Origin of the sequence: Leifsonia psychrotolerans, assembly GCF_013410665.1 — a bacterium.
Classification (GTDB): Bacteria; Actinomycetota; Actinomycetes; order Actinomycetales; family Microbacteriaceae; genus Cryobacterium; species Cryobacterium psychrotolerans_A.
Genome location: NZ_JACCFM010000001.1, coordinates 326,376 through 346,940 on the forward strand (window position 1 = coordinate 326,376; position 20,565 = coordinate 346,940).

General features: G+C 62.4%; 20 protein-coding genes. 4 read left to right on the forward strand and 16 right to left on the reverse strand.

Going from position 1 to position 20,565, the window contains the following annotated elements; all coding sequences use genetic code 11:
* Positions 1-280 precede the first annotated feature (280 nt).
* Entirely contained in the window at positions 281-1,708 is a 1,428-nt protein-coding gene (locus HNR05_RS01520) for a competence protein CoiA family protein (RefSeq protein WP_179577412.1), read from the forward strand.
* Positions 1,709-1,797: 89 nt separating this feature from the next.
* Here HNR05_RS01520 and HNR05_RS01525 read toward each other — a convergent pair whose 3' ends face one another.
* From HNR05_RS01525 to HNR05_RS01560, 8 genes are all read right to left on the reverse strand, one after another.
* Complete coding sequence (locus HNR05_RS01525) at positions 1,798-2,478, reverse strand: LysE family translocator (protein WP_246318323.1); 681 nt, start codon at positions 2,476-2,478, stop codon at positions 1,798-1,800.
* Positions 2,479-3,065: 587 nt separating this feature from the next.
* The gene (locus HNR05_RS01530; RefSeq protein WP_179577413.1) at positions 3,066-4,529 is read right to left on the reverse strand and encodes a PrgI family protein; all 1,464 of its coding nucleotides are present in this window, start codon (positions 4,527-4,529) and stop codon (positions 3,066-3,068) included.
* Positions 4,530-4,531: 2 nt separating this feature from the next.
* Positions 4,532-5,923: a TrbL/VirB6 family protein gene (locus tag HNR05_RS01535; protein WP_179577414.1), complete on the reverse strand. Its 1,392-nt coding sequence runs from the start codon at positions 5,921-5,923 to the stop codon at positions 4,532-4,534.
* Between the two features lie 27 nt (positions 5,924-5,950).
* Positions 5,951-6,220, reverse strand: a complete 270-nt coding sequence (locus HNR05_RS01540; protein WP_179577415.1) for a DUF6112 family protein — start codon at positions 6,218-6,220, stop codon at positions 5,951-5,953.
* Between the two features lie 705 nt (positions 6,221-6,925).
* Positions 6,926-7,342, reverse strand: a complete 417-nt coding sequence (locus tag HNR05_RS01545) for a hypothetical protein (RefSeq protein WP_179577416.1) — start codon at positions 7,340-7,342, stop codon at positions 6,926-6,928.
* Positions 7,343-7,474: 132 nt separating this feature from the next.
* Complete coding sequence (locus tag HNR05_RS01550) at positions 7,475-7,741, reverse strand: DUF6112 family protein (RefSeq protein ID WP_179577417.1); 267 nt, start codon at positions 7,739-7,741, stop codon at positions 7,475-7,477.
* 1 nt (position 7,742) lies between these two features.
* Positions 7,743-8,909 carry a M23 family metallopeptidase gene (locus tag HNR05_RS01555; RefSeq protein WP_179577418.1) on the reverse strand — a complete coding sequence of 389 codons (1,167 nt, stop codon included), beginning with the start codon at positions 8,907-8,909 and terminating at the stop codon, positions 7,743-7,745.
* A gap of 9 nt (positions 8,910-8,918) precedes the next feature.
* Positions 8,919-9,572: a hypothetical protein gene (locus HNR05_RS01560; protein ID WP_179577419.1), complete on the reverse strand. Its 654-nt coding sequence runs from the start codon at positions 9,570-9,572 to the stop codon at positions 8,919-8,921.
* Between the two features lie 339 nt (positions 9,573-9,911).
* Here HNR05_RS01560 and HNR05_RS01565 point away from each other — a divergent pair, with 339 nt between their 5' ends.
* On the forward strand, positions 9,912-10,733 hold the full coding sequence (locus HNR05_RS01565) for a TIR domain-containing protein (RefSeq protein WP_179577420.1): 822 nt from the start codon (positions 9,912-9,914) through the stop codon (positions 10,731-10,733).
* A 1-nt stretch (position 10,734) separates the two neighbouring features.
* On the opposite strand, the gene HNR05_RS01570 is transcribed toward HNR05_RS01565, so the two are convergent.
* Positions 10,735-11,979 carry an IS256 family transposase gene (locus tag HNR05_RS01570; RefSeq protein WP_179577421.1) on the reverse strand — a complete coding sequence of 415 codons (1,245 nt, stop codon included), beginning with the start codon at positions 11,977-11,979 and terminating at the stop codon, positions 10,735-10,737.
* Between the two features lie 258 nt (positions 11,980-12,237).
* Here HNR05_RS01570 and HNR05_RS01575 point away from each other — a divergent pair, with 258 nt between their 5' ends.
* Positions 12,238-12,702 carry a hypothetical protein gene (locus HNR05_RS01575; RefSeq protein WP_179577422.1) on the forward strand — a complete coding sequence of 155 codons (465 nt, stop codon included), beginning with the start codon at positions 12,238-12,240 and terminating at the stop codon, positions 12,700-12,702.
* Positions 12,703-12,776: 74 nt separating this feature from the next.
* Here HNR05_RS01575 and HNR05_RS01580 read toward each other — a convergent pair whose 3' ends face one another.
* The 5 genes from HNR05_RS01580 to HNR05_RS17440 all read right to left on the reverse strand — a co-directional run bounded on the left by HNR05_RS01580 (position 12,777) and on the right by HNR05_RS17440 (position 17,288).
* Complete coding sequence (locus tag HNR05_RS01580) at positions 12,777-13,892, reverse strand: ParB N-terminal domain-containing protein (RefSeq protein WP_179577423.1); 1,116 nt, start codon at positions 13,890-13,892, stop codon at positions 12,777-12,779.
* Positions 13,889-14,692, reverse strand: coding sequence for a hypothetical protein (locus tag HNR05_RS01585; protein ID WP_179577424.1), 804 nt, complete (start codon positions 14,690-14,692; stop codon positions 13,889-13,891). The genes HNR05_RS01580 and HNR05_RS01585 overlap by 4 nt, the downstream gene beginning before the upstream one ends.
* A 387-nt stretch (positions 14,693-15,079) precedes the next feature.
* A complete protein-coding gene (locus HNR05_RS01590) occupies positions 15,080-15,706 on the reverse strand; it encodes a DUF2637 domain-containing protein (protein WP_179577425.1) in 627 nt (208 codons plus the stop codon).
* A gap of 32 nt (positions 15,707-15,738) precedes the next feature.
* The gene (locus tag HNR05_RS01595) at positions 15,739-16,605 is read right to left on the reverse strand and encodes a bifunctional DNA primase/polymerase (RefSeq protein ID WP_179577426.1); all 867 of its coding nucleotides are present in this window, start codon (positions 16,603-16,605) and stop codon (positions 15,739-15,741) included.
* A 23-nt stretch (positions 16,606-16,628) separates the two neighbouring features.
* Complete coding sequence (locus tag HNR05_RS17440) at positions 16,629-17,288, reverse strand: ImmA/IrrE family metallo-endopeptidase (protein WP_343062419.1); 660 nt, start codon at positions 17,286-17,288, stop codon at positions 16,629-16,631.
* 112 nt (positions 17,289-17,400) lie between these two features.
* On the opposite strand from HNR05_RS17440, the gene HNR05_RS17445 reads away from it, so the two are divergent.
* Positions 17,401-18,066 carry an MIT C-terminal domain-containing protein gene (locus HNR05_RS17445; RefSeq protein WP_246318324.1) on the forward strand — a complete coding sequence of 222 codons (666 nt, stop codon included), beginning with the start codon at positions 17,401-17,403 and terminating at the stop codon, positions 18,064-18,066.
* Here the strand turns inward: HNR05_RS17445 and HNR05_RS01610 are convergent.
* Positions 18,009-19,300 (reverse strand): IS3 family transposase gene (locus tag HNR05_RS01610; protein WP_179577428.1). Its coding sequence is split into 2 segments (ribosomal slippage): positions 18,009-19,030 and positions 19,030-19,300, totalling 1,293 coding nucleotides; the frame shifts between segments, so codons are not numbered across the junction. The two genes, HNR05_RS17445 and HNR05_RS01610, sit on opposite strands and share 58 nt — an antisense overlap.
* A 181-nt stretch (positions 19,301-19,481) precedes the next feature.
* Entirely contained in the window at positions 19,482-19,991 is a 510-nt protein-coding gene (locus tag HNR05_RS01615) for a hypothetical protein (RefSeq protein ID WP_179577429.1), read from the reverse strand.
* Positions 19,992-20,565 lie beyond the last annotated feature (574 nt).

The following is a 20,565-nucleotide window of genomic DNA, read 5'->3' on the forward strand; positions in this document are numbered from 1 at the left end:
CAGGTGCGCATCGCTCACACGCTCCGACACAGGGGCAGCGCTGCGGCGGTAAACGCCTGCGCTTCTTTACTCGAGAACCGAAGCGTTGCGCACAAGGCATGGAAATCGGGCTGCCCGATTGAGGCGCCCGGGGGTCGAATCTGTCGGGCTTAGACCTTGGCTGGCGGACATCCCCGGCAGAAACGACAGGCTGCGTTGACCGGGGGCCAGGAAGCGACTGCGATCTGACGAAATCTAGTGGCCACAATGCTGTGTCGGTGGTTCCAACTAGCCTGAACGCGTGAGCCACAGTTTGCGAGAGCTATCTGCGTTCCTCGGTGAAGAAGTCGCGGCGTTCATCTACGCGCGTCGAATCGACGATGGTTCCGTCTACTTCCTTCCCGAGGATGAAGGTGCTATTCGCCGCCCGTTCGCGCGCGCCAAGCTTGAGTGTCTGTTCCCCGATTGCCCGCGGCCACGACTGACAAGCGCGCACCGGGTGAAGAAGCGAGATGGCTTCGTTCACCGTTCCGGCTCCAACGCGGCGCATCCGGCGGAAGATTCTTTCCATTATCAAGCGCAGGTGCGTCTTCTGCAGTGGCTCGAAGCAAAGTTCCGTGCACCGGGCTACTCGACTGCGATGGAACTGCAGACTGACTCGGCTCGTACGCGGATCGCGGACGTGATGATTGAGCGCGCGAGCGACAAGCAACGGGTGGCGTTCGAGGTGCAATACGCGAGTTTGACGCCAAGCGATTGGGCAGAGCGCCATCACAGCTACATGAGCATGAAGATCGCCGATGTTTGGATATTTGGCCATCGGCGGGCGATGAAGCCACGGGTGAATTCAGAGGGAGGTGTGAAGCTCAACCCGACCCATGAGGCGGTGGCTGAAACAGGTGCGCCAGTGCTATGGATCAACCCGATTGAAGGAACGCTCGCGATAGCGGTAGTCCGCGAAGTGTTTGCCGGCGTTTCATATGAAATGCTCGCCAAGGAAGGTGAGGCAGAGCTGGTTTTCGAGCCGTTGTCCCTGTTTTCGCTGGCGCTGGGGGACGACGGTTGGGTAGTTGTTACGTCTCCGAAGCTGCGGCGACTTCGACAGTCGGCTGCGGCGCTAGTTACTGCACGTTCGGAAGCTGCGGCTGCAGCGGCAGCTGCGTTAGAGGTGTCAGCGGGTCAAATTCGTGAGCTCGCACGACAGGCGGAAGAGCGTGAAGCAGCGGCCGAAAAGCGAAGAAGGTCGAAGACCATCTGGCTATCGACCGACGACGGACGAGAACTCGTCTCCGCTTTTGAAGGTGTTTTGCCGCCGTGGATTGGCATCGAGATCGGTGACCTACCTTGTGCGTTTCGAAGCTCAGCTGAGTGGCAAGGCACTTTGTATCTGAAACATCTCCACGGTCTTGATCCCGGCGAAGTTGTTCGCGTCGTCGACTGCGTCAGGTCGCTCGGATTGGGTGGCGCGGCGATCCCAATTGTGCGCGCATGGTTTGAAAACCTCGTTCGGTGGGGCGTTGTTGGCTACGCTCATCGCGGGCTAGATATCAGCTACCGGATAGCTCCGCGTGCTAGCAAGAAAGAGCAGTCCGAGCTGCCTCACGTGTTTGAAGTATTGACGCACGTCTGTTCCATTTGTGGGTATCAGCTTGCGGAGATCTACTATCCGGCCGGGCGGCATGAATACTGCCAGGTGGTCAAGCAGCGACTGCGTGAGCGGGCTCACTGAAATCAGGATCTTCTAGCCTCATGTCTCAATGGTTGCTCCGAGCATCACGATCCGCCAGATGTGTTGCCTTCAGGATTGCGCTAAGTTGCTCACACGTACGACTTGCAGCGATCTCTGGCTGCTATTTCGCGCCACCAAATGTCATTGCGGCCACAGGTACGGGGGCCCTCACCAAGATTGACGCGCAAGCAGGGATTGGACGCACTCAAGCACCTCACGGCATGCGAGACGATGGCCTCGACGCCATGGCGCGACAGCGGGGGCGGGGCATCAATCGCGAGCTTCACACCGGTCGCACCGAGGAGCGTGCCGGTGACCCACTTCTGCCACCGCATCCAGGTCGGCTTCCGCTGCAGGAATGTTGCGACCGAGCCTGCAGCGATAATAGTCGCACCGTTGACCGCGACGCCGACAAGGATCTGGATCGCGCCGAGCTGAAAGCCCTGCGTGACGATGCTGCCGGCGGCGGGGTCGATGTACTGGGGGATGAGCGCGAGATAGAGGATCGCGACCTTGGGGTTGAGGAGATTCGTCAGGAGCCCCATGCGGAAGAGTTTGCCGAACGAGTCGCGGGGGAGCTCGCTGGTCTCGAACAGCGACTTTCCTCCCGGGCGAAGCGTCTGGTAGGCGAGCCAGAGGAGGTAGACCGCACCAGCGATCTTCAGTGCGATGAACAACCACGGGACAACGAGGAACACCGCTGCTAGCCCGAGGTTTACCATCACCATATACACGACGAAGCCGACTGCCGTGCCGGAGAGCGACATCATCCCGGCACGCTATCCCTGGCTAATGCTGCGAGAGACCGGGCACATCATGTTCGGCCCGGGCGTGAGGGCGAGCCCAAGCTCGATGAGAGCAATGCCGGCTGCGACGGACAACGAGATCATTCACGCTTCTTTCATCGGGTGGGTTGGAACGAGCATCCCGTCGATGCCGAGCTACACACAGTCTCCCACTCCGGATGACTCAGCCACCCTCGAACCGACGATGGTGCCCCATGTCAATGCGGAGATCTCGTGCCACCGTGTCTACTTGCTTTGTTGGAATTCGTGTCTGCCCGAAACGGATTGATCTTGACACGACGGCGATGAGTGCTCTGAATCGCCGCGATGGCGTCTTTGTCCGCGCGTCGCTTCGTGCCCGATGAGGCTGCAGAGATAGGGATATCGGGCGAAGCGTTTCTCGATGCCGGGCATGCAGACGAGGGTGACGCCCATTTGGTGGCGGTCCTAGAAGTCGCGGGCTAGTCCGAGACCTGCAGTCTTGAGCCGGTCGGCTTCGTCGGGACTCTTTCCCGGCGCCCGCAACATTTGGTGCCGCGAAATGGCAGCCAGATGTCGCTGCAAATCACAGCTCACACGCTCCGACACAGCGGCAGCGCTGCGGCGGTGAACGCCTGCGCTTGCCGGCCAACGAGTCGGCGCGTCTCACAAGACGCTTGGATGGCGGCCTGCTCGATCGAGGCGACAGCGGCATCCAATTCGTCAATACTCGGAGCCGTAATGCAGATGAGACCGGTCGTGCGTAGTACGCCGTGGCCAGCGGTGAGATCAGTTTCTTGCTGCAGCACGTCTTCGTACTCGGCGGTCGCGCCGGCATCCTCGATCTGGCCAATGCGCCTGCGCTGGTGTGCGTCGCTGATGAGCTCGGTCTTCTTCTTGCGGATGTCGCGCGCGGCCTGATCGGCGCGGACCGGCAGATAGTGCAACGACACGGTGCGCAGAACGCCGGTAGTAAAGACGAGCGGTGACATGAACCCGGGGTAGACCTGTGACCGCGGCCATTCGCTGATCCAGAGCACGGCGTGGAATGCGGTGTCGGAGTGGAGCCGATCCCAGCTTTCGGTGACGGCGACGGGGCCAGCCGTCGCAAGATCACGACCGACGGCACGATGGCGTTCGAGCTCGACACCGATGGCCGGGTCGTAGGCGGTGCGCAGAATGCTCGCGAGCTCGTCGGTCGTGAGCCACCCACCGACGCTGAGATCTGCGGCTCGGAGTGCGCCGGTCAGCGACGTCATTTCCTGGCGCAGCACTGTTGCCGCGCCGCGCATGCCTCCGCCCTGGGTACGGATTTGTCTGGCTGCGGCCTTGAGATCTAGCGAAATGCTGACGGTGGTGGCGTGGCGCTCTCCGGCCGGCCCGGCACGCTCGATGAGGTCGCGGTATGTGACTGTAGCCCAGCTGCCGTCGTCGATCCCGTGCCGCTCCCACCACTCGGCGAGCCCCGTGCCCGAGTCAGGGAGCGTGCGTTCCGACACCTGTAGACGTGCAATGCGCCCAGACCTGCACGCACCGGCGAGCACGCGCCCCCAGCCTGTTACGCGCCGGTTCTGTTCGGAGGGGTCGAGCAAGGCGAATGCGGGGTGCGACACCGCCACGATCGCGGTGAGAGTCTGTTCATGCGGGTCATGGATCATCACGGCCCCGGACTCCGGATCGTTCCACTCGCGCAACGGGGCGGCGTCTCCCGGCAGAGCGAGCGTGCCCACGGGGCGGGGCCGAATGATGCGTCGACGATAGGTGAGCTGGCCGCGCGCGCTGCGCCACATCCATCGGCTGACGATCGGCAACCATTCGACGAGTTTGCGACCACCGATCGGGATGACGGCCACGATCACCGCGGTTCCCCAGAGCGGGCTCGTCCACGCAATGCCGGAGGCACCCGCCGTGTAGAGCGCGGTGACAAGAGTGAGTAGGCCGATTGAAACGGCGATCAGCTGAGGAAGAGAGAGCCCGAAGAGGATGCCGCGGCGAGCCAGCCGCGAGAACTGCACCGGTGCAAGCTGATAATCGCTGTGGTTGTTGCCGGTGACCATGGCTATACGTCCTTCATTGCTCGTCCGGCCGCGGGCGAAGCGGTAGCCGGTTGCGCCGATGTGCCCCGTGGGCGGCGAGACTGAACTACCGACCGCGGAGTGTTCGGGGGAGTGGGAGCCGCGATATTGTCCGAGGATTGCATGTGGCCGCTCGCCGCCTGGCCGGCCGCGTTGCCGACTTTCGGGCCAGCTTTGGCCGCGGCACCGATGACCTCCGCACCAACAACTACGGCCGCTGCGGCTGGCCCTGCGGCCGCGGCACCGCCCGTGGTACCCGCGCTTGCTGCGCTCCCGCCCGCCACACCGCCGCTGGAGGTCCCTGCGGATCCGGATGCCCGGCTTGCCGAGGCGGTGGTGCTGCGCCCACCCGACGTTGCGGGCGGCGGACCGCTCTGCGACGACTTCGCGCTTCCGGCATCCGCACGGTGACCAAGAATCCTCTTCGCCCCGTCAACCATCGGTGCGCTCGGTACCGGGACGGGCCTGTTGAGTGCGGACTTGGCCTCCTGCTCGCTCGACATCGCGTGATACATATCGAAGCCAATGAAGCTGAGGAACTTGTATGTGATGTACGGAGCGAACGCCGCGATGAACATCAGCACGATTCCCGCTATTGGATCGCTGATCGACGCGAGGTCGGCATCGATGGGTGCCGAGACCTGCGCGACTGCCACCAGGAAGATGACGACGAGAACCAGCTTGGAGAGGATCAAAGCGATCACAAACGCCACCCACTTCGTGAACCAGCCCTTCGTGGCATCCCATGTCGCACCGGCGAGCGCGATCGGCCCAAACACGATCGCGACCAGCAGCAACGCCTTGCGGATGAGGAGCGAGAACCACACGATCGCCGCAGCGCTGATCGCCAGCGCGGAGAGGAAGATCGTCACGATCGCACCGACGCCCGGGGCAGCGATACTAATCGTCGTGAGGCCGCCGGCGAGAAGTGCGATGCGGTCGCCCATTCCCTTCATGGTGTTGCCGCTTGCTTGAACGATGCCGATGGCCAACTGGTCGGTGATCTCAAGCATCAGCCCGGTGATGGTGATGAGCACGAACGATCCGAGTATGGACTTGGCGAGTCCCAAGGCGGCTCGGGAGAGAGCTGTTGGGTCGCGGTGGACGAGCCCGGTGATCAGTTGCAAGCAGAAGAGCACCAACGTTACGAACACGGCGACGCCGAACAGCACGTTGTAGACCTTGATATACCCGGGGTCGGTGAGATCGACGAGTGTGGTGGTATCGAAAGCAGCCCAGACGGATTCGAACAGCCAGGCCGCTGCGGAGCCCATAGAATTTGCGAGCCAGTCAAACGGGGCCGCGATCAACGAGGCTGTGCCTTCGCCGACGGTGCTGCACACCTCGGCGATAACGGGGACGTCGCAGACGCTCATCGTCATGCCCTTGTTTGGTCGCCTCGGTCAGACGGCTTGGCCGACGCCCCAGAAGAAGTTGATGAGTGTGACGGCTGCGCCGCAGATGATCGCCGCACCGCACGACACCAGCACGCCCAGCTTGCCGCGCGAGGCGAGGTGCGGGTTTGACGAGTTCGCCCCGAAGCCCCACACGATCGCGGAGAGGATCAGGGCGAGCACGCTCAGAATGAGGCCAACCGTCATCACGGCGCCGACGATGACGCGCAGCTGTTCGATGCCGGGAAGCCCGGTTCCGTTTGGAACAATGTCGATCACGGCGAGCTCCCTCGTTCGATGAATGGGTACGAACGAAAGGAGTGCAGGGTGTTCCCGCAACGACTGAATGCAGTGCGTCGTGGGGTGTTCAATCGGAATGTGCTGCAGCCAACGGGGACATCTTCACGTGAGAGAAAGACTCGATCGCGACATTGAAGATGTGGTTACGGTGGATTTCTGGCGAATTGAGAAAGGTGCCTAGGCAAAGCTCGACATACGGTTTCATGAATGGCTCCCTGCGGGGCCCGAAGGGCGATTAGCAAACGGGCTATGTGTTGCGAATTGTGTCGGGGCCGTCATATTTTGCGGCGCCACTTTCCCCTTCAGTAGCGATGCCGTGCCGCACGGCTGGAAGCTACGCCTGTGTAATCGTTAGCTCGCCTGTGCGCAGAATTGACTACGGGTTGCGTGATCATAGTCAGAGGTGGTGTCGGATGAAGTCCGGTTGCTGGGACCGCGTGTCGGCTTCCGCCAAGCGGTTGGCAGGTTCCGAGCCGGACCAACTCTCTGATTTGAAGTGCAGGCCGCACACAGTCTCGTGCTGCTAGGCGCGGCGACATCGAGTCGAACCGCTGGAAGTGGCGATTGCGAAAGTGACCACCCACGGATTCTCAGTAGGTCGTTGCCGCATAAGTTGTCTGCGGGTTCCCTTTTTGTGGTGCGAGCGTACGAGCGCGGTCGACAAACTCGTCTGCCTCACTCCCGCTAGAAGAAGAGGTTCTTGACGAAGTAGAATGCTCTGAGGGCCTGGCTCAGCCCCGCTAATAATATGAAAAGGACGAGAACTCCGATCGCACAGATGGTGGCTACCCACCATGCGATCTCTGCTGGAAGTGACACGGAAAACAACACCACTGAAGTAATCGTGGCGAGTACCGAGAGCGCGCCGCCTGCAGCTTTTGTTGAGTTCAAACTGACTATCTTGCGCTCGGGCATGTTGAGCGCACGGATTTCCTCGGACGGCACGAACGTCCATCCCGCCGTTGAGTGTAACTTCGCATACTTACCCGTTGGATCTAGCTTCTTGATCCGTATTGTCGCGTAGAGCGACATAATGAGTGCAAGTGCCCCGCTGAGGGTCGAACCGAGGGCCAATTGTGCGAAGAGCGCATTTATTTCCACGTCTGATGATGGCAGATTGCTGACCTACATGTGACATCGCCTTTTTGGTGCGAGGCCCAATGTTCATGTGGGCGGTTTCGCTTACTATCCGTGCGCTCTTGTCTAGGCGTTCGCAGCTTGATGTGCAATAACTCATAGTCGACTGCCGATAGCGAGCATGAAATTGACGACGGCAATTGCCGCCCCGGCGAGCGCCGCCGCCCCGCACGCCACCCAGAGCCCCGTTCGAGCTTTCAAGGCGGCTTGGAAATGGCCGTTCGCCGTGGCGAGCGCCCAAGCGATCCCACTCACGACCATCGTCAGCACCGCGGCGATGAGCACAATCGTAAGCAGCGCGCCGATGATGCTCTGTAGCTCGGTCGCGCCACCGACTGCGCCGAAGTCAGGGAAGACCTCCATGTCACGCCGCCTTTGCTGGTGTGCATCGGGCCGCGGCATCCGCGGCGCCGTCGAGTCCGGTAGCACCATGTGCGGTAAGCCAGTCGAGTGCGTTGACGGCTGGCTCATTCGCTCCGCCCGGGTGTATCTCGAGGTGGAGGTGTGGGCCTGTCGATTTCCCTGCCGAGCCGACGTCGCCGATGTGTTGGCCCGCGGACACGTTGTCGCCCGTGGCGACGTGGATGCCCTCGTCATACATATGGGCGTAGTACGACGCGACGCGCGCTCCATCGATTGTGCTCTCGATGATGATTAGTCCGCCGTAGGTGCCGCGCGGTCCAGCGAAGCTCACGACGCCGTCGGCGACCGCGAGGATCGGCGTACCCGCGGACGCCGCAAGATCGCTGCCGGCATGGAAAGCTCGCGAGCCCGTGACAGGGTCGGTTCGCCATCCGAAACTATCGGTCGGGTTGTAACTCCCCGCAGGCAAAGGATAGACGACGCGCGAGGTCTCCGGAACCGCGGGGCTGGCAACGCGCGCGCTCGCCGAAGGGTGTCGGGTGAGCGCGGTGAGGATCGCTTCCGCCGTGGGTTGGTAGTTCTGATATCGATCCGGGTAGGCGCTGACCTCGACGGCTTGTGCGGCTTCGCCGGGGTCCAACAGCTTCCAGCCAGTGATATCGAGAAGGCCGCGCGGCGATCCGGCGTTGGGGCCCGCCAATCCGCCGAAGAACGCTCCCGCTTGGTATTCCGGGTCCATGAGCTCGGCGACCGTTCCCCATCCCGCAACCGGTCGCATTTGAAAGAGGCCGAGCGAGTCGTGGTCGGAGCCGATTCCGTCGTTCGGGTAGCCCGCGGAATCCGGATAGGCAGAGGGATTAGCGAGCATGCGCAGAGTCGACTCGGTGAGCGCGGCCATCAGCGCGATCAACACGCCCTCGCGGCCGACGCCCGTCGTCTTGGTGCCGACAGAGACGATCGTGGCGGCGCGGGTCAACTGTTGCTTGCTCAGGGTGATCGTCGCCCCATTGTGGGTGGGGGCCGTGAGCGAGTCGGGGATGCTGCCGACGCCGAGCGATACAGACGTGCATGAGATCGCGGCGGGGTTCACGAGCGCTGCTACCCCGACCAGGCCGGCCTGCGGGCCGACGAGGATGAGTGCAACGAGGAAGCCGAGGAGCTTTTTCATTGCTCGGCCTCACGCCAGCGGCTGATTGAGGATTGAGAGTCGGAGCAGCTCGCAGGGGTTATGGCCCGGGCACACGACAAAGACGGTGAACGTCACCGGTCGTGCCGTATGCATTTCTTCGGTGTCCCAGATGCCGGATCGGTGACGAGCCCCAACCACAGTGAATGCTGTGGCCCCCTCTGGAATCTGTCCTGGCGCTGCCTGGTCGAGGGCAATCGACCACGCGCGAGGCACAATGACCGATTTGATCTCGATCGATTGCCGGGTGCCGTAAGCGCTGAGCTGCTGCCAGATCGCCGGTGCAGGGAAGTAGCTTCGAGCATCGGATGCTACGGCTGGCGCTTCATCAGCGTTGGCGACGTCAACGAGCACCTGCACCCACACGGCGAGTCCGCCTGGGTAGCGGGTATCCCAGGTGAGAAGGGCGTGGGCGACATCGTGGGCGAATTGTTCAGGATCTGTAGTCGCGGCGATGGGTTGCGGCCGGCCGATGCGTGTCGGCAACGTTGGTGACGCGGATGCGCTGTGGGGAGTGCTAACCGGCTCGCTCGCGTTCGCCGGCCCGCGAAGCAAGCCGTACACACCGAACGCCATGAGCACGGTGAGCGCGACGAGGACACAGGCGATCGCGATGATGAGGCGACGGCGACGAACGAAGCGCATGGTGAACTCCTCGAGACGGGTGCGCGTGTGGGAGATGCGCTGTCTGTGAGGTGCGCCCCAGCGGGCATCAACTTCATTGGATCGGTCATTGACCGCGGACAAAGATATTCGCGGTTGGGAGACGAGAGCCTCCCACGAAGATTTACTTGCGCGCATCTCTAAAGTTGAATCCTGAGCGCTGGGCGGTCAGTGTCGGCATGGCAGGCCGCTACACCCGCCTATCGCGCCCCAGAAAGCTCAGCTGCAATTCCCGCTATTTCTCTTCACTTGTTGTCAGAGGTGGACGACACGATCGTGGGCAAGTGGCCCGGCGTCGGCTGCACGCCATATCCTCAGTGGATGTCCGAAAATCAGGCTGACCCGCGCAGCGTCTTCGTAATTCATGGTCGCAATGAACCGGCACGCAAAGGCCTCTTCGACTTTCTACGCGCCATCGGTCTATCGCCGATTGAGTGGTCAGAAGCCATTTCAATGACCGGTAGCGCTTCACCGTACATCGGAGATGTGTTGGACGCCGTATTCAGACGCGCACAGGCGGTCGTCGTTCTTCAGACCCCGGATGACGTTGCGCATCTTCACGAATCGCTTACGTATCCGGGCGATCCAGAGACACAACCGCAGATGCAACCGCGACCCAACGTGCTCTACGAGGCAGGAATGGCGATGGGGCGTAGCCCTGATCGCACCGTGATCGTCGAGCTTGGACAGGTCAAGGTGTTCAGCGACATCCACGGGCGGCACGCTGTACGCCTAGACAATTCCGTTGCAAAGCGGCAGGACTTGGCAACGCGCTTACGCAATGCTGGATGTGCCGTGAAACTGGACGGCACTGACTGGCACGAAGCTGGTGATTTGACCCCTCCCCGCCCGCCAGGGGGAGGCTTGCCGTTGGGGAGGAAGCTGCCCTCATCTCAAAGCTCTGGCCTGCCACGATTAGCGGCACGATTGCACGAACGTGGCGGCAACAAGCTGTCAGATGTCATTGTGACAAACCACGGCCCAGGAACGGTCTATGAGTTGATGGCTGAGCCGATTGACCCCGATGACATGCTGCGTTCTTCCGATGAACTTCCTGTGCCGCAACTGCCAGCGGGGAAATCGGTTGGTCACGTCCCGCTGAGTGGTGGAGTTTCTCAACACCGTGCGGGTCAGTTGTTCTAGCTTAGGCGGCGGTGAGTTCGGGGAGGATCACCGCCTCATTGACGGTCTCGATCGGGTTGGTCATGGTGGCCAGCTCGAGCATGGACGCCTCGGAGAAGTAGCGGCGTTCGCCGGCCTCCCACTCGTCGTGCTGCTCGATCAGAACAGACCCGGCCAGGCGCAGCAACGCCGCGGGGTTCGGGAAGACGCTGACAACATCGGTGCGGCGCTTAATCTCCTTGTTCACCCGTTCCAACGGGTTCGTCGACCAGATCTGCCGCCAGTGCCGGCGCGGGAACCCGGCGAAAGCGAGCAGGTCAGGTTGGGCGTCGGTGAGCATGGCGGCGACCTTCGGGTGCGAGCGGCCCAGCATGGTGGTGACCTCGCCGAACTGCTTGTGGATGTGCTCCGCGTCGGGCTGGGCGAAGATCGTGCGGATGATCGACGCGACCATGTCCTGGGAGCCTTTCGGCACCACGGCGAGGACGTTGCGCATGAAGTGCACCCGGCAGCGCTGCCAGCCGGCGCCCTGGAACACGGTGCCGATGGCCTTCTTCAGTCCGGTGTGCGCGTCAGACATGACCAACTTCACCCCGTCCAAGCCGCGCGCCTTCAACGAGCGGAGGAAGCTGGTCCAGAAGCCCTCGTTCTCGCTGTCGCCGACGTCGAAGCCGAGCACTTCCCGGCGCCCATCGGCGGCAACGCCGACCGCGACGACGATCGCCTGGGACACGATCCGGTGCCCGACGCGGGCCTTGCAGTAGGTGGCGTCGAGGAACACATACGGGAAGTCCTGGGCGGCGAGGGTGCGGTCACGGAACTGCGCAACTTCCTCGTCCAGGCCCGCGCAGATCCGCGACACTTCCGACTTGGAGATGCCGGTGTCGGCGCCGAGGGCTTTGACCAAGTCATCGACCTTCCGGGTCGAGACGCCGTGGACGTAGGCCTCCATCACGACCGCGAACAGCGCCTGGTCCACCCGCCGGCGCCGCTCCAACAAGGCCGGGAAGAACGACCCAGCACGCAGCTTCGGGATTCGCAGATCGAGGTCCCCGGCCGTCGTCGTCAGCGTTCGGGGACGGCTGCCGTTGCGGAGGGCCGTGCGGCCCGTGCTGCGTTCGAACGGGGCGGCGCCGATGAACGCGGTCGCCTCCGCATCGATGAGTTCTTGGTAGAGCATCTCGGTCGCCGACCGGACCCGGTCGGTGACGTCGGTGAGTTTGAGTTGAGCGAGCAGGTCGAGCAGGGCAGACTGGTCTAGAGCCATCGTGTGTTTGTGTCCTTCTGTGAGTAGCTTTGATCGGTTCTCACTGACCATTACACGATGGCTCACTACGTTAACGAAGCAACGCGGGCCTGCCGAGATTTACACCACTCCACGGGACGTGACCAATCGGTTCGAGTCCTCCAGCGCATGCCCCCGTCGTTTACCCAAGTAGCCCGCTCGCATTTTACGATCAAGTTGCGAGGCCGCACAGCTGATGGGGTCCCAATTGACCACGACGAATTTGTAAGTGGAGACTAGATGAACATCCCAGTGGCCTTACCACTCGACAATGATGGATTTCTTCGCCGTGAATGCCCGACCTGTCTTCGACAGTTCAAGTGGCATAACGGGCCAGCGAACGAAGAAGCTGAACAGCAAGCCCCAGCAGATTCATACTTCTGCCCCTTCTGCGCGCAGGCTGCGCTGCCCGATCAGTGGTTGACGACTGAACAGGTCGACCATGTTCGTGGTGTCGCGATTCCAGCAGCGATTAAATCAATCGACGACGCTCTTTCTGAAGCTTTCAAAGGCTTCAAAAGTAAGAACATAAAGGTCACGAAGACCGGGCATCTAAATACTCCTGACGAACCGAACCCGCTTACTGAAGCGGACGACATGATGATCATTGCGTCGCCTTGTCACAGCTGGGAGCCAATCAAAGTTCCAGATGAAACTGCGAGTCCAGTGCACTGCATTGTCTGCGGTCAGGCCTTTGCAATCTGAGAGAACGGATGCGTCAGTGCTATGTTCGCTGGATTGCCTGCCGCCCTTCAGCGGGATCACGCCGAATCCTAAATTTAGACACCATCAGAATTTTGGCTCTGCGGAGGAACGATGAGATCGGGCGAAGTCCAAACGTCACCGCCTCGCACTATCCGCAGCGACTCGGCGAATGCGATCGTGCCAGCCAGTGCCGTTTCGAACTGCGCCCACTGCTCGTCGGTGAGCTCAGCGGCGATTTCAGCGGCGTCGTAGCGGAGCCACCAACCATCCATGTCATTCCAGAGGAAGACGAACGATCGTGTCGGCAGCTTCGCGCTGACAGCGGTCGACGTCGACGGATGTGCCGGTCGGGAGCTTTTGGCCTTCGTCGTTGCCTTCACGCGTGCGAGTGCTTCTCGCGCCAGCTGCTCGAGGTTGACCTCAGATGCAGAGCCCGCGGAGGCGTGCATCTCTGCAACAGCGACCGATGAGGCTTCGCGGATGGCGGCCGGCTGCGTGGCATCCGCACTCAAACTCTCAAGCTCAGACACGGCGATCTGAGTGTTCACACGGCGGTGACCGGATGCGACCGAGCCACCGTCATCGATCAATCTCAGTTCGAACTGTGCGTGGTCGCGGAGCGCCACGTCGGCACTCTCGTCCGCGGCAACCCGCTGAACGTCGCCGATGCGCTCGAGCGTTGTGTAGGAACGGCGCCCCGTCACGAGAAGCGCAGCCTGCGCCCGGGCGTAGCCATCGAGTAGCGCCACCGGTGCTGCCACCGTGGCAGCACCGTCTGACAGGTGGCTTTGTTGCTCCGCGCCGAACCGTGATGCCTCCTGCCGGTGCCGCGCGTCTTCGGACAAAAGCACCTTCACCTCGCGATACAAGGTGGCTGCTTCGGTCGGACTCAGCGCCTTGTGAAGTGCGTTGTCGTCCTGCTCAGCGAGCAGCTGGGTCAGACGGTCCGAGATGCCAGAGCGTACCCAGACGTTGAGCTTGCGCACGCCGAGCTGCCGGAGGGCCGCAAGCCGGCGGGCACCGCAGACCAGAATGCCGTCGGGCGTGACCGTGATCGGCTGCAATAGCCCCTGCCGCTCGATCGACGCAGCGAGAGCATCGATGTCGCCGAGGTCTGTGCGGTGCCGCGAACCGATCCGGATGGAGTCGATGGCCCGCTCCAACTCGATATGGCCCGGGGTGCTGGTCATATCGACGCCCCAGGAACGTTTGCGGCGATGCCCGCAACCAGCTCATCGTCGTTGAGAAGTGCGAAAAGGGGCTCACCGACGAGCAGACGCAGCAGGATGCCGCGACCGGCCGCCGTGTGCGCTTGCAGCGGGTCGCAGCATCCCAAGAGCGCACGAAGCATCGCCACCCAAGCCCGCTGCGGAACATCGAGGAGCGCACGAGCGGTGTAATCACGGCGGAGCGACTCGTAGGCCGTCGGACGCGAAGGCGCATCCGCCAACCGGCCGCAGACGTACTCGACTCCATCTCGGGCGCGGTCCGGCGGCCAGCCGAGCACAACGAACAACGAGATCGCGGCCTCGATGGCCGATGGCACTTCGAGTGGTGGTGGCTCGGTCGGTTCCTCGACGGGGTTTGTGCGGAACGCCGGGTGGTAATCCGGCAGTGGGTGCTCGCGATCGCTGAATCGTTCGGCGTCATGGAAGCTGGATACGCGTGTGCGACGTGCTTGGTGCACCGAGCAGAGCAACCCCCGCGCGCGTTCCTCGGCGATGCACGTTACCTGCACAGCTCGAGTGACGATCGCCCACGGGTCGTGCGCGCGCAGTGTCGATGGTGCGCGCATCGCGTCAAACGCGGCCGCGGCTGCCTCCCACGGATCCAAACCGTGTTTGCGAGCCAACGCCGCGTAGCGCTGTGCGGCGAACTGCATGAGCTCAGCCGCCTCGCGGTCCGTTCGCCAGTTGGCGCCGTCATCCGATTGAAGACGGCGAAGCAGCGTGCGAAGCCCCTCGGAGTCTCGAAACGGCGTCGTGCTCATAGTTCTCGCCGCCCTATGCCGCCGCGCGTGACAGCGGGCAGCTCGCTCGAGCGACCGAACGCGGAGAGGGGCGGAAGCTGATGAGCGCGTTCGCGGATCGCACGGCGGGATGTCGAGGGTGCACGCCGCACGCGACGGGCGAGCTCACCTTCAAAGTCGAGGCCGCGACCTGCGATGCGGCCGGATCCAGTGTTGAGGAGATCCGACGCGCGCACCCAGACGATGCCGGACCGGCGCCCAGACTTCTCCAGATCCGTGGAGCTCAGAGGCAAAAGCCGGTTTCGGCTTCGGGGGAGTGCTGGGGTGGCAGCGTGCTCAGGATGCGGGTGCGTGACGTCGCCGGCATCCTCAACAAGCGCCGCCCAGGGCGTCTCCTCGACGTTGTCTTCATTCATCATTGGGTTCCTCCCGTGCTCTCTCAATCTGCACAGGAGGAGCGCCGACCGCGCCTCGGATCCAGCGCCCGACGGTGGATGGGTGCACGCCCGCGTGTTGCGCAATGGCCGAGTTCGACCATCCGAGGGCCCGGAGCGCAAGTGCATCGGTCTGGCCCGCGGTGGTCGAGGAGGATTTCATTTCGGCAGTGGTCTCGATGAGGGACTCGGGAACGTCTTGCTGCGCAGGCGGGACAACGTGAGCTGGCTCATGCCGCATAAGCACCGAGGTCAGGTGTGTGATGGCGAGCAGAATACGCGGCGGCACCGCCGAAACGGATGCCACGAGCAGAAGCGGAACGCTCGTCTCGCCGGCGACAATCGCGTGGATAGCGTTCGCAGCGACGGAGATGGCGGCACCCGCGCTGAGCAGCATCCAGGGATACCAAGCTGCGCGCGAGCGGGCGAGCGCCACTGCGGCCACTGTCGCAACGACGATGATGCCGTCCACGATGAGGGGCCAGATCCAAGCCCGCGATGCGTCGATCCCGGAACGGCGCGCGAGATCAGCGAGTGATGTGAACGACAGCCAGAAAGCGCCTGCAGCAATGAACACGGTGCCGACTACTGCCGTGACCATTGCGAGTCGGATCCCTTCGGTGCGCGGTCGCGTCACGACAGACATGGTGCGTCTCCGTTCCTGCTTCTCAGTCTCTCGGGCGCGCCCCAGGACGAATCCGGTGCGGCGGGTCCTGCCCGTCGACATGCGGAGCGAATCGTCGTGCTGATTTCGCGCTCCGTGAGCCCCGCGCGAACCGCCGCAGGCCCCAGCGTGTCTTCGATGTCGGCAGCCGCAAAGCCTGCGTCGATGAGGCGACAGGCAGCCCAGAACAAGCCACTATTCCGCTCGCCTTCCTGCAGGTTGCCCACCCAATGTTCGAGTCGACTCGGCTCTGAGAGCGCAGAAGCCGTCCGTCGAGAGGCGACCTGCAATCTGCCGGGATCAATGAACTGACGGAGTGCGACAGCGTCAACAGGCCGGGCGCCCGGGGATGAGAGCGAGACAAGCCGATACGCGAGTCGCGTACCGCCTACGTCCAGCACCGACGGCGGTATGACGACGTAGCCGCCGTCCCCGCGGAAGTCGATATGCGCGACCGCTGCTTGCCAGCACCGCTGCGGGCGGTCCGCGATCGCAGAGTAGTAGACATGCAAACCACCAGACGGGGTGCGCACTCGGGCGAACCCGTCGATCAGAACCCCGGCCGCGGTCGCGCGTTCGAACGCAACAAGGCCTGAATCGACATCCGCCACGTCTATGTCGACGACATCGATGCCCGAAACGTTGCCCGTTGGCATCCCGAGGTTCGCGCGTGGCCAGCGAGCCCACCACCCACTTACCTGGTCGAAGTCACTGCTGGCGTCATGAAAGCCAGCGTGCGTCAGGGGACGCTTGCCACCAACTTCGCAAGGGAAGATTTGGATGCCTGAGCGCGCGAAGGTGAGTGCGGCATCGCGGGCCGGCATCCCCCGAGTCATCGAGAGCACCTCAGCGACGCCCCTCACAGTGTCAGCGCCTCAAGTTGTTCCGCCGCTCGCGCGGAGGATTGCGTCGGCACAGTAGCGGCGATGCCCGGAGCCGGCGTTGGTCGTGAGAGCCCCGGGGGATCACCCGCCCCAATTTGCGCAGTCGGAAGCTGGTCGAGAATCGTCACCGCTGTTCGTCGCACTCGCTCACCTGTCGCCTGCACTACATCCCCGGCGGTCGCGCCCGACACCGACGCCGACGCCGCCCACGTCGACACGTACGGGATCGTGTATATACTCGTGTCCATGCCGTGAGCCGCGCCGATCATCAACGCCACCGATTCGGCTTCAACCTCGCTGATCCCGCGATGCAATACGGTATCGAAGGCCGGCTCATGCATGCGGATGTGGGCGAGCTCGTGCGCCAGCGTCTTGACGCGCGCCGCGGCATCCATATCGTCTCGTACTGTGACCATGCGGCTTCCGAAATCGGTCATCCCGTTCGCGCCGCGGAGGGTGGCGGCGTCCTCCGCCAGCGACAGGCTGAAACCGTCTCCTCGGACGAGTGTCGCGAGCCTGTCCCAGAGCCCGGCCGGTGCTTCGCCGCTCAACAGATGGGGCGTGGGCCGCTCGGGGAGGGGGACTCCGTCGGTCTGGGACGCGTCCCACACATACGCCGGCCTGACGCCGACCATGCGCGGGCGGATCAGCTCACCTGGTCGCGGCCGCTCGTTGCGAGTGAGCCTCCGCCACGAGCCAGGGTCTGCAGGCGCCGATGAGGCATCTGCTGCAGAGATCGAGGAGGTCTTGCGACTGGCGATCGAGGGCCGAAAGCGAGTGAAGGACCAAATCCTGCGGATCGACGACACCATGACGGATGTGCGGTTCGGATACACGGATGCTTCGGGGGAGTGGCACGACGTCACGACCCTTGAGGAGGACGAGTACCCGGCGCTTTATCGCCAGGACCGACAGCGTATGGATGACGAGCCCAACACGCCGTCCCCTCTCGTTGATACGGACGTCGAACCGGCGCCACGAGCGACTTCGGTGATCCTCAAAGAGGGGCACCACGAGTTCCAGGAAAACCAGCGGGGACTTTCCTATGAAAAGCTGATCCTTCCTTACCTTGACGGAGCCGCCGAGGTGACGATTACGGACCCGTACATCCGTCTCTACCACCAGGTGCGTAACCTCATGGAGCTGATCGAGGTGATCGCGAGGTCGAAATCGTTGGAGGATGAGGTCAAGCTCCAGCTCATCACGATCGAGCACGACGAGCCCGAAAAGGCTCAGATTCAGCTGAAGAATTTGTATCAGGTGAAGCAAGCCGCCGAGTCAGCGGGCATCATGCTCGACGTGGCATTCGACAACACACGGACTATCCATGATCGCAGCATGAACCGTCCCGGATTTCATGCCGCCGTTTTGTTGGCGGCTTCGTCGTTTAACGGGCCGTTTGTTTCAGCGTAGTAGTTGCGCTCGTATTCCTCGGGCGGCATGTTCCCAAGCGAGCTGTGCAGGCGCCGATTGTTGTACCAATCGAGCCAGTCGAAGGTGACTGCTTCAACATCGGCGAGGGTCTTCAACGGGCCCGTCATGAACGGTGAGTTCTTTGCGATGGCCTCGTTCTTGTAGAGCCCCATGACGGTCTCGGCGGCCGCGTTGTCGTAGGCGTCGCCGACGCTCCCGATCGAGGCCACGAGACCTTCGAGGACGACGGTCTCGGTGAACCGAATCGACGTGTATTGCGACCCGGCGTCGGAGTGATGAATCATTCCCGGTTTCACCGCGTGACCGGCGTGGTCGCGGCGCCAGAGCGCCATCTTCAAACACTCCTCGACGAATGGGGTGTCCTTCACCGTCGAGGCTTGCCAGCCAACGATCGCCCGCGAAAACAGGTCGATCGCGAAGGCAATATAAACGAAACCGCCCCACGTCGGCACGTAGGTGAAGTCCGTCACCCAGCTATGGTTCGGGCGGGGCGCAGTGAAGTTGCGTTTGAGGAGGTCAGGAGCCCGAGCCGAGTCCTTCCCAGACGACGTCGATGTGCGGGGCTTGCGCCCGCGGACGAGGCCGTTCATGCCCTCCAGACGCATCAACCGGTCGACGGTGTGCTTGGACACGTCCGAGAACCCGCTGCGGGCCAGCCACGCCGTCATCTTCCGCCGCCCGTAGAGAACCTCGGGCTGCTGCCGGCCCTTCGCATCCCTCACCCGCAGCGTCTTGAAGATGTCGATGAGGGCGGCATCATTCCGGGTTCGTGCGGCGGCAGCGCGGGTCTTCCACGCACGATACGACCGTGAAGTAACGGCGACGCCCTGCTCGCGCAGGACGCCACACGTCAACTCGACTCCATGGCCGTTCGCCTTCATCCCCAGGATGAAAGCAACTATGGACGGTTGCGAGGGTCGAGCTCCCTCGCGAAGAAAGACGCCGCCGCTTTGAGGATGTCGTTCGTTTCCCTCAGATCCCGGTTCTCCCGCTTGAGACGTTTAATCTCCTCAAGCTCCTCGCTCGTGGGGCCGGTCCGTTCGCCGGCGTCGGCCTGCGCCTGGGTGACCCACTTCCGCAACGTCTCCGCGCCGATGTTCAGCTTCGGTGCCAGGTCTCGGCACGCAGCCCACATCGACGGGTAATCCTTCAAACGATCAAGGGTCATACGAACCGCTCGCTCGCGAACCTCTGTTGGGTGTTTCTTGGGCATAACCGAATCCTTTCACCAGAAAGAAAGCGGCAGGAAATCAGGGACGGTTCATAATTAGCGCTGAAATGGCCGGCTTCAAGTTGACAAAACACAGATGCGCTCAAAAGATCTCGCTCACTCGGCATCTGACGCCACCATCTAGCGTCAGCGAAACACCGCCATCAACGCCAAAAGCCACACGCTATTGCGAGGTCGCGTCCTCCGCGACGCAGCTCGGGTCGTCGCTTACCCAGCCTGTCACTGAATAGGTGTCAACCCGATAGCCTCCCTCTGACATCGCCATCACGGTCGCGCTTGCCAGTACCTGCCCGTCGATCGAGTGGGAAGTGACTGTCATCTCCTCGTCTTTGCTAAGCGCCTTCTCAGCGGACGGCACCTCGTCCAGCAGAGATGCCAGCCCACGAACGGTAATTCGGATCATCACCGGATCATCCACTGGGGACGGCGCACGCGTCGCGTCGCGCGGAAGAAGAGCGGCGCGCCCCTCGAAGTAGCTGAGCTGACTTTGAATCGCCCCAGACCTTGTTTCAGAGCCAGGGCTTCCGTCCCACTCCAGAATGCCTGTGGTTGAACAATTGAATGAGGGCACTTCAGACTGTGCTCCAACCACTGTCGCCTGCGCGCAACCAGTCAGGGCACCGATAACCATGAGGGTGCAAGCAAGCACTCCACCTTTGGCGAAACTATTCATGGTTCCTCCCTAGGACGCATGCGACAGGCTGTTCAAGTCCCAATTGTCAAGAGTCCGCCTATGGGTGCGGTATATCCCTGATCCCGCGGCGTCCCCTGCCTGGCACATCGTTGCCTGGTCATTCGCGACAGCGCATTTTGCGAGGGACATCACAGTACTTGGCGCAGTCCCGTTCACGTGTTGATCTGTTTGGCGCGGGTGCGCGAGTCCGAGCACGTGACCTAGCTCATGCGTGATCGTCGAGCCGACATCCTGTGTTTTGCTACAGGTATAGGTCGGGCTATAGCCGCTTCCAGGGCATCCTTCCCATAGAGAGCGACGCGAGTTGTCTTGGGTGAACCAGTCGTTGCGAGTCGCAAGGTGCACAACGACTGGGATGCCCATGTTCACTTTGGTCCCATGCACAGCCTCGCAGCTGCTCGGAGAGATGATTGTGAGTCCTAATTGGCCCGCATCAAGGCTTCGCACCATAACCAATACTTGGGCTGTGTTTCCTGGATAGGTTTCGCCGACATAAGTCATGCCATGAGGCTGGCCTCCCGATGACAGGATGGGGCCGTTCCAAGCCAGTACT